The sequence below is a fragment of the Pirellulales bacterium genome, from assembly GCA_035656635.1.
Taxonomy (GTDB): Bacteria; Planctomycetota; Planctomycetia; order Pirellulales; family JADZDJ01; genus DATJYL01.
In genome coordinates, this window is the sequence record DASRSD010000184.1 from 26,525 (window position 1) to 41,154 (window position 14,630).

At 56.2% G+C, this 14,630-nt stretch carries 14 protein-coding genes; 9 read left to right on the plus strand and 5 right to left on the minus strand.

The annotated features are described in order from the left end of the window. Nucleotides 1–2: 2 nt before the first annotated feature. Both VFE46_19450 and VFE46_19455 read right to left on the minus strand, forming a co-directional pair. Nucleotides 3–701 (minus strand): hypothetical protein, encoded by a 699-nt coding sequence (locus VFE46_19450; GenBank protein ID HZZ30183.1) that lies wholly within the window; start codon nt 699–701, stop codon nt 3–5. Then, entirely contained in the window at nt 691–1,281 is a 591-nt protein-coding gene (locus VFE46_19455; GenBank protein ID HZZ30184.1) for an RNA polymerase sigma factor, read from the minus strand. Before VFE46_19455 ends, VFE46_19450 begins: the two co-directional genes overlap by 11 nt. 334 nt (nt 1,282–1,615) lie before the next feature. On the opposite strand from VFE46_19455, the gene glgA reads away from it, so the two are divergent. The 6 genes from glgA to VFE46_19485 all read left to right on the plus strand — a co-directional run bounded on the left by glgA (nt 1,616) and on the right by VFE46_19485 (nt 8,729). Beyond that, complete coding sequence (gene glgA / locus VFE46_19460; protein HZZ30185.1) at nt 1,616–3,112, plus strand: glycogen synthase GlgA; 1,497 nt, start codon at nt 1,616–1,618, stop codon at nt 3,110–3,112. A 53-nt stretch (nt 3,113–3,165) separates the two neighbouring features. Beyond that, entirely contained in the window at nt 3,166–3,684 is a 519-nt protein-coding gene (locus VFE46_19465; protein ID HZZ30186.1) for a DinB family protein, read from the plus strand. Between the two features lie 105 nt (nt 3,685–3,789). Then, a complete protein-coding gene (locus tag VFE46_19470) occupies nt 3,790–4,536 on the plus strand; it encodes a hypothetical protein (protein ID HZZ30187.1) in 747 nt (248 codons plus the stop codon). A 110-nt stretch (nt 4,537–4,646) separates the two neighbouring features. Continuing rightward, a complete protein-coding gene (locus VFE46_19475) occupies nt 4,647–5,270 on the plus strand; it encodes a sterol desaturase family protein (protein ID HZZ30188.1) in 624 nt (207 codons plus the stop codon). Between the two features lie 86 nt (nt 5,271–5,356). Continuing rightward, nucleotides 5,357–6,385: a DUF4931 domain-containing protein gene (locus tag VFE46_19480; GenBank protein ID HZZ30189.1), complete on the plus strand. Its 1,029-nt coding sequence runs from the start codon at nt 5,357–5,359 to the stop codon at nt 6,383–6,385. A gap of 115 nt (nt 6,386–6,500) precedes the next feature. Beyond that, nucleotides 6,501–8,729, plus strand: coding sequence for an alpha-amylase/4-alpha-glucanotransferase domain-containing protein (locus tag VFE46_19485; protein HZZ30190.1), 2,229 nt, complete (start codon nt 6,501–6,503; stop codon nt 8,727–8,729). A gap of 4 nt (nt 8,730–8,733) precedes the next feature. Here VFE46_19485 and bioD read toward each other — a convergent pair whose 3' ends face one another. Further along, the gene (gene bioD, locus VFE46_19490) at nt 8,734–9,426 is read right to left on the minus strand and encodes a dethiobiotin synthase (GenBank protein ID HZZ30191.1); all 693 of its coding nucleotides are present in this window, start codon (nt 9,424–9,426) and stop codon (nt 8,734–8,736) included. An 87-nt stretch (nt 9,427–9,513) separates the two neighbouring features. Between bioD and VFE46_19495 the strand changes: the two genes are divergently transcribed. The 3 genes from VFE46_19495 to VFE46_19505 are packed head-to-tail and all read left to right on the plus strand — an operon-like array spanning nt 9,514 to nt 12,433. After that, the gene (locus tag VFE46_19495) at nt 9,514–10,434 is read left to right on the plus strand and encodes a carbon-nitrogen hydrolase (GenBank protein HZZ30192.1); all 921 of its coding nucleotides are present in this window, start codon (nt 9,514–9,516) and stop codon (nt 10,432–10,434) included. Nucleotides 10,435–10,450: 16 nt separating this feature from the next. Further along, the gene (locus tag VFE46_19500) at nt 10,451–11,512 is read left to right on the plus strand and encodes an agmatine deiminase family protein (GenBank protein HZZ30193.1); all 1,062 of its coding nucleotides are present in this window, start codon (nt 10,451–10,453) and stop codon (nt 11,510–11,512) included. Between the two features lie 33 nt (nt 11,513–11,545). Continuing rightward, nucleotides 11,546–12,433, plus strand: a complete 888-nt coding sequence (locus tag VFE46_19505; GenBank protein ID HZZ30194.1) for a hypothetical protein — start codon at nt 11,546–11,548, stop codon at nt 12,431–12,433. Here VFE46_19505 and VFE46_19510 read toward each other — a convergent pair. After that, on the minus strand, nt 12,318–13,142 hold the full coding sequence (locus VFE46_19510) for a hypothetical protein (GenBank protein HZZ30195.1): 825 nt from the start codon (nt 13,140–13,142) through the stop codon (nt 12,318–12,320). The two genes, VFE46_19505 and VFE46_19510, sit on opposite strands and share 116 nt — an antisense overlap. A gap of 154 nt (nt 13,143–13,296) precedes the next feature. Beyond that, on the minus strand, nt 13,297–14,553 hold the full coding sequence (locus tag VFE46_19515) for a hypothetical protein (protein HZZ30196.1): 1,257 nt from the start codon (nt 14,551–14,553) through the stop codon (nt 13,297–13,299). Nucleotides 14,554–14,630 lie beyond the last annotated feature (77 nt).

Consider the following 14,630-nt stretch of genomic DNA (forward strand, 5'->3'; position numbering starts at 1 on the left):
CGCTATTTAGCTTTGTCGGAGTGCGGCGGTTCGTTGAGCCGCTGGCGCAGGTCTGATACTTCTTGCCGCAGTAAGTCGAGCGTTTGCCGCATTTCAGTTTGTTGCTGGTCGCGGCGAACCAGTTCATCTTGCAGCTTGCGGATGACTTGCTCAAAGGCGGCCGTTTGAATTTGCAGCATTTCCACTTCGCTCAAACTCGCTCGCGCAGGCGGAACCATGTTTGCGCCGACTTCGTGCACGCCGAAATTTAAGCTGTCGGCGGGATTTGCGTGGGGGCTCATTTCATTGAAGAAATCGGGCATAACGGCGCCGGCGACGTGATTTTTCGCAACACTATCCGGTGCTTGCCAGTGAATTGCCACCACTGTCGCCACGCTGCCGACGGCGATCAATAACACCGCGGCAATCGCTTTTTTCCCGAACGAAAACCACGTGCCGGGTTGAGAATTTGATGCCAAGGAGGCCGGTGCCGCGAAGGCCGGCATGTTGAACGTTCGAGCAGGGTATCGAGCGGCCAAGAATTGCGCATCGTCGACCAATTGCTCGGCGACTGCTTTCAAATCGTCCGTGAGATCGTCGGAGAGCGAATCATCAACAGAGCACGCCAGCGGTTTGCTTGGTTCGTCCGCACTTCCTGTGGCCGAACCCGCGCAATCCGGATCGATAATTCTCCAGGCTGATTCCGGCGGTTTAGATGGCATGATGCACGTCTTTCTGCTGCGGCTGCCTCACTGCGGTACCGGAGCGATTTTCGGCCAACATTTTTTCGCGTAAGCTTGCCACGCCGTGAAAAATGCGCGACTTAACGGTTCCCACGGGGCACCCGAGCACCTCGGCGATTTCGTCGTACGGCAATTGGGCGCTGAAGCGCAAGGCCAAGGCATGCCTTTGTGCAGTGGGCAAATCGGCTACGAGGCTCCACAGGCTGCGCTTCCATTCGCTGGCTTCTAGGGAGGTTTCGGCCGGTGGCGCCGATTTTTCAACATTGCTTTCGCTGTTCCACAGCACGCGCAGCTTGTTTCGTCGCAAAGCGCCGCGCCGCCGGCGGTTGCGATCCAAATTCAACAAAATTCCGTACAGCCAAGTGTAAATGCTGCTGCGACGCCCGAAGCGAGACATTTCTCGCGATAGAATCAAAAAGGCTTCCTGCGTCAGGTCGTCAGCATCCCACGGATTGCCGGTCAGAATTAAGGCAGCTCGATGCAGCCGCGGCAAATACAACTCGGCGATTTGGCCCACGTCCAGATCGTTCATCGCAGCGGCATCCGACAAGTGGAACATAGATAAATGCAGGAAACCAACCATTCCAGACCTCATTTTATCAGCGCCGAAATCAAGCCGCTATGCGGTGCCGCCGGAGAGGTTTGCCGAGCGGCCTTCCCCTGGGAACTGAGTGGCGCAAGCCTGGGTTAAGGTTCAATTGGCCATGAAAATCTCGGATTTTTGCCGATTCCGTTCGCCGAATTGCGATTTTTCGATCGCCGGGCATGCGCCTCGAGCTGGGTTCAATTTTCCCCAGGATTGTGCTACTTTAGCCCGCGACGCAGGCCAAATGCCGGCCTATATTTTCTAGTTGCCCAGTCGTGTTTCCTTCGCGCCACCCGGGACGGACGCCGTGAGAATTGTATTGGCCACCAGTGAGGCGGTTCCCTTCGCCAAAACCGGCGGGTTGGCCGATGTTTGCGGCGCGCTGCCTTTAGAGCTGCAGCGCCAGGGACACCAGGTAGCCGTCATCATGCCGGCGTATCGCTGCGTGTTTCAGGCCGGCGTGTCGATTGAACCGACCGGCATTTCGCTGAATATTCCCATCGGCCGTAACGCAATGGCTGGGCGGCTGCTCCGCGGGCGTTTTCCCGGCTCGGATGTGCCCATTTATTTTGTGGAACAGCCACACTATTTCGACCGCGACGGCTTGTATCAGATCGGCGGCAAAGATTACCCCGACAATTGTGAACGGTTTGTGTTCCTCAGCCGCGCCGTGTTGGAAGCGGTTCGATTGTTGGAATTGGATGTCGACATTTTCCATTGCAACGATTGGCAAACCGGCTTGGTGCCGGCTTATCACAAAATCGAATATCGCGCAACGAAACAATTCCAACGGGCGGCATCGCTCATCACCGTTCATAATTTGTCGTATCAAGGAACTTTTTGGCATTGGGATATGCTGCTGACGGGGCTGGATTGGAAGTATTTCAACTGGCACCAAATGGAGTTCTACGGCAATTTGAATTTGCTCAAAACCGGGCTGGTGTTTGCCGATGCCATCAACACGGTTAGCCCGCGCTATGCGGACGAAATTCAAACGGCGCCGCTGGGTTGCGGCCTGGAAGGCGTGTTGCAACAGCGGCGGAGCGTGCTTAGCGGAATTGTTAACGGCGTTGATTACTCGCAGTGGAATCCGGAAATCGATTCCAACATTGCTGCGAAGTATGGTCCGGCGAACGTTCGGGAAGGCAAAGCCAAATGCCGGGCTGCACTGCAGCAGGAGTTTGGCCTGCCGCGCGATAGTAGCGAAGCTCCCATCGTGGCGTTTGTAGGACGATTGGCCGAGCAAAAGGGAATCGATCTCATCGTGCCTACCATTGCCGAATGGGTGCAATCAACCAATGTGCAGTGGGTGATTTTGGGAACCGGCGATCCGAAATATCAAGAACAGTTGCAAACGCTGGCCCAGCGGCATCGGCAAAGAGTCGCCGTGAAATTCGAATTCTCCGAACGGTTGGCGCACATCATCGAAGCCGGGGCAGATATGTTCCTCATGCCCAGCCGTTTCGAGCCTTGTGGTCTGAGCCAGCTTTACAGTCTGAAATATGGTACGGTTCCGGTCGTGCGTGCCACGGGGGGCTTGGTCGATAGCGTGACCAACACCACCGACGAAACCTTGGCCGCCGGCACGGCCACGGGCTTCAGCTTCCACGATTACAGTGCCTTCGCCTTGAGTGAAACACTTCGCCGGGCCGTGGGCTTGTTCGCCAAACCGGACGTGTGGAGTAAGATCGTCGCCAAGGGCATGCAGCAAGATTGGTCCTGGGGCCGCAGCGCGCGGGAATATTCCGCTTTATACCAGCGCACTGTCACCAAGGTTCGCAGCGGCGAAGCGGCAAAGATTTAGCATTTCTGCGGCCACACGGCGGCTGCATATTTAATTAGCCCAGGAGGGGTGTCATGGATGCTTTCATCGCGGATATCAACCACGATTTTCAGCGTCACAAGCGCTTGGCCGATGCAGCACTCGCGGAACTGGCCGATGACGCGTTCTTCCGTAAGCCCGGTGAAGTTGTCAACCCTGTGGCACTGATCGTTAAACATTTAGGCGGAAATTTGCTGTCGCGCTGGACCGACTTTCTCTCGACCGACGGTGAGAAGTCTACCCGCAATCGAGATTCGGAATTCGTTCTCACTCCGCAAGACACCCGTGCTGCACTCATGCAGCGCTGGGAAGCCGGCTGGTCGGCCTTGCTTGGCACTCTCCACTCGCTTCACGATGCCGACCTCGGAAAAACGATTACCATCCGTGGCGAAGCGCATACCGTCCAGCAAGCGCTAATTCGCGGGCTCACCCACGCCGCTTATCACACCGGCCAAATCTTATATCTGGCCCGATTATTCAATCCGACCGGGACTTGGCAGACCGTCGCGCCCGGCCAAAGCAGCAGCCATCAAGCTGCGTATCGGAAAAGTTGACAATTAAAACCTCTTATCTTGTTCCGGACTGCGTGCTAAACAATACTTTAGCAGTTTGGCACTTAGTACCATCCACCAATGCGGCTGGATTCAGCCGAGGTGTAAATGCGCGAGTTCGTCAAAGTAATTTGCGTTGTGACGATCATGATTGCGGGCATTGCAGCTGCATTAGTTTGGTTCGACGAACGGCCAACGGCCACAACTTCGTTCATGCGTATTGCCTTGCCGGTCGCCTGCTTCTTAGTATTGGCTATATTTCTAGTAATTCACTTTCAGGCAGACGAAGTGCCCGACTATTTATATGAGACTGCGGGAAGGTATTTTGACCGATCAGGATTTTGCTTCGTTTTCGATGTCATTTCAGAGGAAGGAATCTGCTTTATTCGAGCGATATTTCAAAACCAACAGGATCAACCTTGCGAGGGCCGCATTGCGCTCCAGCCAATCGGTCAACTCTTCATGAAAGCCGAAATCGAGGCCGTAGGTATCGAAATCCATTGCGAGCCTGCCGCATTTGGTATAGCTCAAGTGCCACTGCCAGTTCCAATTTCCAAGCAAGGGACAGAGCAGAAATTCAAAGTCGGCGCTTCGGTCCACTACCCAAATGGGAAAGGAAAAACGCTTCGGTATCGCAATGGCTTAACATTGCGTACGAACGTAGATTTTGGAAACGCATTTTATACTGGGTTAATTATTGCTGGAGCATTGGGCGGCCACATCATATGGCACAGACCGGCATCAGTCACCTTGCGATTGCCGAAGGAAGTATCTGACCAAATTACGCCAAATATACAAGCAGATTTCAAGACTCTTTGGAAACTGGGTGATCCTATAGTCGCAAGAGTTACCTAAAAGCCGATTCCTGGGCTGCTGTTTTCTCAATTCCGCGGCGCAGGTAAACTAAAGGCCATCGTTGGCGGGCGTTAAGACAGCCGTTGTCTTTGCGAGCAAGGATTTTCCACATGGATTGGCAGGCCATTGGCATAGGCGCAGCATGGGCAGCCTGCGGCTTCGTCTTCGCCAGCTTCGTCGAATATTGGGGCCATCGTTGGATGCACGTGATCACCTGGGGGCCCGGCAAATCTCACCGCGAGCACCATGCCCGCGGCACCGCACAAGGCGTGTTGTTGGAATTTTGGGACTACTTCAAATATGCCTGGCTGCTGATGTGGCCGCCATTTTTGATTTCGCCGTCCGCTGGAATTGGCTGGGTGGTCGGCGCCAATGCGTTTATTTTTATGTCCGCCTTTGGCCACCAATTGCAACATGAAAACCCCAAACGCTGCTTTTGGATGCCCCGGCCCGTGCATTACATGCACCATGCCCATAACCAGTGGCACCATAATTTTGGGATGGCGCTCGATTTGTGGGATCGGGTGTTCGGCACGTATAAACCGATGGAATGGGAGAACCATTTGCAACCGGAACAAGTCGCGTCCCAGCGGCACGTCTGGCAAATCAATTGGCTGTGGGGAGGCAATGCGGAAGCCGACCAGCGCATGGCCGAGGAACGGCGAAGAAAAATGGAAGATCGAGTTCAGTTGGCGGTAGCAACCCAAGATGAAGGCCAAATGACGTCGGAATAACGAAGCTCGCATTCTGAAGCCCGGCGCCAGACTTCGTTTTTCCGGCGTTGAAATTTATTCGCCATTAAGCATTCGTCTTTCCAATCATGTCTGATTTCCGCCGCAATCCGATCACCGGCCAGTGGGTGATTATCGCGGAAAACCGAGCCCAGCGGCCGCAGCAGGTAGAAGTACAACAAGTGGTTCGGGCCGACGTCGCCTGTCCCTTCTGCGAAGGATGCGAACATTCCACGCCGAGCGAAGTATTCGCGCTGCGGGCTGCCGGCAGTCAACCCAACGGGCCGGGTTGGCGAGTGCGCGTGGTGCCTAATAAATATCCGGCGCTGGAGGCAAGCGCAAGCTCGGCGGCGAATTTGAACCGCGAAATCATCCCGCCGCAGAGCAAGCCGGATGAACCAATTGATCGTGCAGCCGCTGCCGGCCGTCATGAAATCATCATTGAATCGCCGCGCCATCTGTGCAGCGTCGCCGAATTGAATGACGCACAATTCACGGAAGTTGTGGAGGTATATCATCAACGGCTGGCCACGCTGCGGCAATCGAAACAATTTCGCTCTGCGGTGATCTTCAAAAACGGCGGGCCTTCGGCCGGGGCGACGCTCGCCCACGTGCACAGCCAATTGATGGCATTCGAAAACAACTCGCCCCAATTCGGCGATCGATTATCGAATTTTCAAAGTTACTACGAGCAGCAAGGCAGTTGCCCGGTGTGTGACATGTCCTGCGAAGTGTCTATCGATCCCCGTCGGCTGGTGGCTCAAACATCGAATTTTGTTGCCTATTGCCCATTTGCCTCTCGGCATGCATACGAAACGTGGATAGTGCCGCTGGCGCATGCTTCCCATTTCGATGCCCAAGCAGTCGAAAGCTTGCCGGAGTTGGCCGCGCTGTTGCGCGCCGTGCTCGTTAAACTCCAGCGGATCGTTAAACTTCCCGCCTACAATTACATCCTTCATACCGCCCCCTTTGACACAGTCGTCAATGGCCACTATCACTGGCATATAGAGATTCTTCCGCGCACTTCGAACCTGGCAGGCTTTGAGTTGGGCACGGGCTGTTATATCAATGCGGTTTTGCCGGAGCAGGCTGCGGCCGAGCTCCGCAAAGCAGAGTAAACGGCACGACCTTTGCAATTTTTCCGACGGTTGCCGTTGGCCGCCGCACTGGTCAATCACTAGAATCAGTAGAGTTTAATTTCGCCGTCAGTCTTTTGCCCGCTGCAATTCTCCGATGCCCCCTCCGATCCGCTTTTTGTTTGTGCTACACGATCATCAGCCGATCGGCAATTTCGACGGCGTGTTTGAGCAGGCCTATCAAGACAGTTACCGTCCGTTTTTGGACGTAATTGAACCTTACGCCAACTTCAAGCTGGCGTTGCATACTAGCGGTTCGCTGCTGGAGTGGCTCGACGCACACCACCCGGAATATGTGGACCGCTTGGCCGCACTGGCCGCTGCCGGTCGCTTGGAGATCATCGGCGGGGCGTATTTTGAACCAATTCTGCCCATGATTCCGTCGTGCGATCGGGTGGGCCAAATCCGCACTTACCGCGAGTTTTTGCAGCAGCGCTTGGGAGTGACCGTGCGCGGCGCGTGGATTGCCGAACGTGTGTGGGAGCAAAGCCTGACCTCCGATTTGGTGGCCGCCGGCGTGGAGTACATCATTCTTGATGACTCCCACTTCAAATCGACCGGTCTCAACGAGGATCAATTGTGGGGCTATTACCTGACGGAAGATAACGGCCGGTTGCTCCGCGTGTTCCCCGGCAGCGAGCGGCTGCGCTACACCATTCCCTTTGCCGCGCCCAACGACTCCATCGATTATTTGCGCAGCATTGCCGAGCAGCACCCGGGTGCCGTGGCCGTGTTCGCCGACGACGGCGAAAAGTTCGGTTCTTGGCCCGACACCAAAAAACCGGTGTACGAAGAAGGCTGGCTGCGGCAGTTTTTCGATTTGGCACAGGCCAACGCCGATTGGCTGCATTGGACCACGCCTTCGGAAACCATCGATCATGTGCTGCCCGTGGGAAAGGTTTACATTCCCGAAGGCAGCTACCGTGAAATGACCGAGTGGGTTTTACCGCCGGACCAATTGGCGGCCTACGAGACGGCACGGGCTGAATTGAAGCAACAGCCGCAATGGAACGGCATTTCACGATTCGTTCACGGCGGCATTTGGAAGAATTTTTTGGTGAAGTATCCAGAAATCAACGAAATGTATTCGCGAATGATGATGATCAGCCGGCGAATCCAGGAGGCACAATGCAGCACCTCGGTCGTGCCAGCACCCCACTTGGCGCTGAATGGTCGTTCGACTGTTTCCCGCGATGAATTGCTGCGAGAAGCAAGCCAGGAATTGTATCGGGCCCAATGCAATTGTCCGTATTGGCATGGCGCCTTCGGCGGAGTGTATTTGCCGCACTTGCGCAACGCTGTTTATCAGCATTTGATTACGGCGGAAAACTTGCTCGATCGCGCCGCCGGGCAGCAAGCGCCGTGGGCGGAAGCGGCCTCGGACGATTGGAATTTCGACGACCGGCCGGAAGTGGAATTGTCGAACGACCGTTGCCTGGCGCTATTATCGCCCAGCCGCGGCGGTCAATTGTACGAGCTCGATGTCCGTGCGATTTGCCATAATTTACTGGCCACGCTTAGTCGGCGGCCGGAAGCGTACCATCGCCGAGTTTTGGCCGGCCCCGGCGCGGCCGGCGGCAGCGTGATCGATGCCAACCAACCGGTGAAGTTCAAGCAGCAAGGCCTGGAGCGGCACCTGCAGTACGACAACTACCTGCGCAAAAGCCTGGTGGATCATTTTTACGACGACAATATTTCGCTCGACGCCGTCGCCCACAACGAGGCCATGGAGCGCGGCGATTTTTTGCAAGGCGCGTACGAGGCCCGTTTGCGCCGCAATCCGGATCGGGTGCAAGTGCAGCTTTCCCGCTTGGGCAATGCCTGGGGAATTCCGCTGAAAATTATCAAGGGATTAACGTTGCACGCCGGCAGCTCGGTCTTGGAGATTGCTTACGTGATCGAGGGCTTGCCCCCAGATCGTGAATTGCATTTCAGCGTGGAGTTTAATTTTTCCGGCTTGCCTGCCGGCGCGGACGATCGCTACTTTTACGATGCCGAACATTCGCGGTTGGGACAACTCGGGACACGCTTGGACTTGTTGGATGCAACGAATTTGAATCTTGTGGATGAATGGCTGGGAATTGACATCGGCCTGACGTTCAATCGGCCGACTCATTTGTGGACTTATCCCATCGAAACCGTCAGCCAATCGGAAGGGGGCTTCGAGCTGGTTCATCAGGCCGTGTGCGTGCAACCCCATTGGCACGTCCGGCCCGATGCCCATGGCCGCTGGACGACAATGCTGCAATTGAAGCTCGACACATCGTTGGCGGAGCAACGGCAGGCCAAAATTTCCCCGCCCGCGGTAGTCGCCATTCATCGCTAACGAATTACAAGGCGCGGGCAATGCTGGCCCAATCGAGGCTGGTTTCAAAATCTTGTTGGCCGAATTTTACATCGGCCAGCACCGGTGGCACGGAGCGCATTTCTAACTGTCGACGGTTGTCGAGCAAGCTGGGATCGCTATCCGGCTGTGCGGCGCGGTTCAACACAATGCCCGCAATGTTTAGCCCGTCGCGGAATGTCATCGCCACAATCATGGTTTGCAGCGTCTGATTGATGACGCCGATTTGATTCCGTGCCACCACCACCAGCGGGAAGCCGAAATCGTGCGCCAAATCAGCCACGTATTCGTCGTCGCCCAGGGGACTCATTAAGCCGCCGGCTCCTTCCACGATGAGAAAATTCGACCGTTCGCGCCAATAGTCTAGCCCGCTGCGCAGCAATGCCGCATCCAGCTCTTTACCTTCGGCCTGCGCCGCTAAATGGGGCGATAGCGGCGCGGCAAAGCGTTGCGGGCAGACGTGTTCTAACTCGCCGGGCGAACCGGCCGCCAACCACAGCTCGTTGGCATCTTCAGCAATCAGACTGCCGCTTTCGCTGCGGCAACCGCTGGCGACTGGCTTGTACACGCCCACCTGCAAACCCTGTGCGCGGGCAGCGCGAGCGATCATTGCCGCCACGTGCGTCTTGCCGACGCCCGTATCGTTGCCGGTCACAAACAATCCGACGGGTGTACGCATGTTGTGAACTACGCTACCATGAACCGCTGGTCTTGTTAACGTCGTTTTTTTTGAAAGTGCCCAGGCGCGACCGGCAGTCGCGGTGATATGAGCAGCGGTCAATCATTACCGACCACTCACCCCGCACCCCTCACGGCTTCTCCGTCCGCCCGCATCAACGTGGCGTTGGTGCAGATGAGCTGCGTGTCGCAGAAAGCAAAAAACGTCGACAAGGCGCTTGCCCGAATTGCCGAAGCCGCTGCTGCCGGCGCCAATGTGGTTTGCTTGCAGGAACTGTTCCACGGGCTATATCCCTGCCAAAGCGAAGATCATGCTCGGTTTGAAGAAGCCGAACCCATTCCGGGCCCCACGAGCGAAGCTTTGGCCGCCGCCGCCAAAAAACACGGCGTGGCGATTATTGGCTCACTCTTCGAGCGCCGGGCAGCGGGTGTGTATCACAACACGGCAATGGTGTTCGATGCCGACGGACGCACGGCAGGCATGTACCGCAAAATGCACATTCCCGACGATCCAAACTATTACGAAAAATTCTATTTCGCCCCCGGCGATTTGGGCTTCGTGGCTTTCGACACCCGATTTGGGCGCGTAGGTCCATTGGTTTGCTGGGATCAATGGTATCCGGAGGCAGCCAGGCTTACGGCTTTGCGCGGAGCGCAGATTCTGTTTTATCCCACGGCAATCGGCTGGTTGCATGCCGAAAAGTCGGAGTACGGCGTTAGCCAGCACGCTGCTTGGGAAACGATGATGCGCAGCCATGCGATTGCCAACGGCGTGTTCGTCGTGGCCGTGAACCGCGTGGGAACCGAAGGCGGCATTGAATTTTGGGGTGCGTCGTTTGTAGCCGATCCGAACGGAAACATCTTGGCCCGGGCCACCCACGAAAAGGAAGAAACACTGATTGTGGAGTGCGATTTGGACCGCATCGACGTGGTGCGCACCCATTGGCCGTTTCTGCGTGACCGGCGGATCGATGCTTATGGCGACATTACCAAGCGGTATGTGGATTGAACATCGTGAACACACAATGAGCAGTGATCCTTGCCCCGCGCCCCTCACTCCGAGTTTAACTCCCTCCTCGCTTGGCTATCGCATGCCGGCCGAGTGGGAACCGCATGCGGCCACGTGGTTGGCATGGCCACATAAGCGCGAAAGTTGGCCCGGCAAGTTCGAGCCCATTCCACCGCTTTATGCGCAGTTGGTGCGCACACTGGCACAGTTTGAACCGGTGCATATTTTGGCCGGCGGCCCGGCGGTGATGGCGGAAGCCAACGCATTGGTCGGCGATGTCGCAAACGTCACACTGCATGATATTCCCACCAACGACGCTTGGACGCGCGATCATGGTCCCACTTTTTTAGTTGGCCCGCCCGGTGCGACGGCGGCCTTGGTCGATTGGGGTTACAATGCTTGGGGTGGAAAATATCCGCCGTTCGATTTGGACGACGCCGTGCCCGAAAAAATCGCCGCGTGGTCTGGTCGACGTCTATTCAAGCCGGGAATCATTTTGGAAGGGGGGGCCATCGATTCCAACGGTTGCGGGACAATTCTTACGACCGAACAATGCCTGCTCAACCCGAATCGCAATCCGCAACTTTGTTGCACCGACATGCAGCGCTACTTAGCCGATTATTTGGGCGCGAAAAAAGTGCTGTGGCTGGGTGAAGGAATCGAGGGAGACGATACCGACGGCCACATTGACGAGCTGGCGCGCTTTGTTGGCCCGCGCACGGTGGCGGCGGCCCTGGAGAGTGATACCAACGACGTGAATTATGCCCCGCTGCGAGAGAATTTCGAACGGCTGCAGCGCATGACCGATCAAGAGAACCAGCCGCTGGATGTGATCGCGCTCCCCATGCCTCGCTCGATTCATTACGATGGCCAGCGCCTGCCGGCCAGTTATTGCAATTTCTATATGGCCAACGGTGTAGCCATTGTGCCGCAGTTCGACGACCCGGCGGATGCTAGAGTTGTACAGATACTCGGCCAACTGCTGCCCGGCCGGCAGATCATCGGCCTGCCCGCTCGCGATTTGGTGTGGGGCCTGGGAGCTTTTCACTGCATCACTCAGCAAGAACCGGCGATTTAACAAAGCCTAAACACCACGTCGGTTAATGATCACATGGCCGACAACGAAGCGGACTTCGACGATTCGTCTTCTGCCTCGACCGGCAGTGTCGATCAGGCAGAGTTCGTAGGGCGGTCTCGGTTCGTGCTCGCGGCGTTGCTGGCTTTAGCCGCGCCGTTTTTGGTCGATGCCGCACCGATTGCCGGGCTGAAAACGCTGCACGGCGATGAGCTAATTTTGACGCCGCTCCTATTTAGCATCATCTTCGCCAAGTATGGCCTCATGGCCATGTGGCTGGCTTGGGGCGGATCGCGCGCCATTTGGCGAATGATTATCCTGGCGATCAGTTGGTTTTTCACCTGCATGCTTACGCCCGGGCCATACACCGACGTGCCGCAGTTGTTTCTTGCATTCTATTTGCAATTGATCGTTATCGCCGCGGCCATTGCAGTGCCACGGCTATTTGGCGTGCGTTGGGTGGCGGACGTAAAGTGGTCTGCCGGCGTTTCAGTCGCCCAGAATAAGCCCTACCAGTTTTCGATTTATGATCTGCTGATTTGGACCACCACAGTGGCCATTTTGGCGGAGCTGATTCGCTGGGTCGGCATGCCGCAGGGTGTTGGCATGGAAGGAATTTTTTTTATGTCCCTAGGCGGCGCAATGCTAGCTTTCATTGTGCTCACCGCCATGTGGGCACAATTGGCGGAAATGGCGGTTGGTTCCAGCATGGGCGGCCGGACCATTCTAACTTTCATCCTCGCATTGATTATGGCGGTTGTCGTCGTGTCCCTATCGCGAGCGCCGGGAAAAGCTGCAGCATTCCTATTCATGCTGATTCTGGCGACCACCGGTTGGCTCTTGGCTGCTTGCTACGTGCTGCGCTGTTACGGCCACCGCCTCGTACGGCGTAAATCATCCAGCCCGCAAGCGACAATAACATAAGTGCACCTGCCGCCGGCTCAGGCACCGCGTTAATTACGCCGACCGCGTCGAAATCGAAACCGCTGGAGGTGCTGACCGTGGAATAGGGATCGTTAATCACATTGCCGTTAAAATCAAGGCTATACGTACCAGGACCAAGCCCTTTATTGATATTCCCAATTACGTCGGTCACGCGCACGTATTGCACGTCGTTCACATCCAGCAGTGGGTTGCCGGCCAGTTCTTGCAGATCGAAGGGCGTGCCGGCCAAAGTGTCCCCCGCCAAATCGTGTAAATATGTGGGGTCCAAGAGATTCGCGTTGCTGATCTGCGTGGTGGTTTGCGTCAATGACACCGACGGAAACCGAAAGAAATTCACGCCGTCGCTGCTCACGTCGACAAACCCTAATTCCAAAAAAGCTTGCGGCGGCGTGCCGGAGGCAAACCCGTTTTCAAATACCGCAAAATCGGAGCCTGGCCCGTTGAGGATCGGTTGCGCAAATTGAACGGCGATTTGGCCACCGTCTCCCAAGCTAACTACCTTGCCATCAGCCGGCCCGGTGGCGTTGCTTGCCGTGCCGAAAGACGCCGCAGATCCTGTCGGATTTGTAATATTCTGCGGGCCGCGTGTGATCGACGTCACTTGGCTTGCCCATTCCACAAACTGCGGCGAGTTCGCCGAAATGCCCGGCGTGCTATACGGGCCGGCTCCAATCTGTGCGAAGCTCATTCGGGCAATCATTGCAAAAAGCACAACAGCAAAAACAAATCGGCCAAAGTGCAAAACCTGTGCGCGTACCATGAGCGCGTCCTCCAAACGGGGATTTTTGAAAACATCGCACCGAACACATCGCCGGTGCAAAAAAGAAAAGCCGACTCGAACTCTACGCTGACGATGCCCTCATCCTGGCCTCGAACCAGCCGCGGCGGTAATACACCAACACGCCACAGCCCACGGCCCCAATGGCCAACACCCAGGCCGCCGGCTCGGGCACACTGTTCACCGACCCGCCCCCGCTGAGCAGCAAGTTCAATAATCCTTGAAGATCGGCGTTGTTGACGGTTCCATCGTCGTTCAAATCGCCAATCGAAAGCATGTCCCTGGTGTTGAGCGTGGCATTTTGAGAGTTGCCGCCGTTCTGGTAGGCATTCAGATTGACCAGCGCCGCCAGCATGGCCACCACGTCGCTGGCGTCGACGTGCCCATCGAGATTGAAATCGCCTGGCAAATGCACATTAAAAGCGGAAGCGCTGTAAATGCCTTGTTCGTCGCCAAAGCCAGAGGCTAAAAACCGATCGTTCGCCTTGTCGTAAACCACGGAGGTATAGCCGTCGTTGCTATACACTTCGCTGTTCCCTTGCAAATCGAACACCGTTACACCTTGGATGCCTCCCACAAATAAATACCCGCGCGCGTCGAAAAACATTCCGGCCCCGCCGTTGTTGTCTTTGGCATTGAACAGTTGGCCGCTGCTCCACTCCAGCGCCGTGTTGGTGTTGTAAGCGTTTTGCAAATCGCTGAGGGAGAACCGCCGGATTTGTCCTGCATCGGGACCAAAGCCTACGCCCACGTATAGGCGACCGGACGAATCCATCGTCATCGACGTGCTGGCGCCGGGAATACCGTTGATGACTGAAATCGCCGGAACGCTTGCTCCTGCCGTGGAGTCGAATACCGAAACGTTGCTGCCGCTGCCAAATGCGTCAGTTCCTGAATCGATAAAGTATTTGCTGTTCGACCCGCTAAAAGGCGCGGCCAGAAACGACGCATGAAACGGAATATTTCCCACAGGGCTGGTCGCATTTTCGCCAGCGGCAGACATGGCGAATATGTTCCCGGCATTCCCGTCCGGATTCGTGCCGCCGGCGCCGTTGCCCAACAAGATTTGGCTGAAGTCGGTGGAGAAGGTGATGGGACCGGCATCCGAGCCACTGGTGTTAACCGATCCAATCGACGTGTATGAATCGCTGTTGAATCCGTCTTGCTTGAGCACGCTGGCCCCGTCCCACACGTACATCAATCCGTCCAACGGTCCAAAAGCCACCGATACACCATAGGCATCGCTGCTGTTTAGCGGCAAGTTGACCGGCGTGGTCGGATCACCCAGCGAAACGGCTAATGCCCGGGTCGTTAGCAGCATGCAGCACAACCACGCGCAACCTCTCACTCCCATCAAAATCAGCCAAGCCGGCCGGCCATTCCGAGCTAAACAAGAAT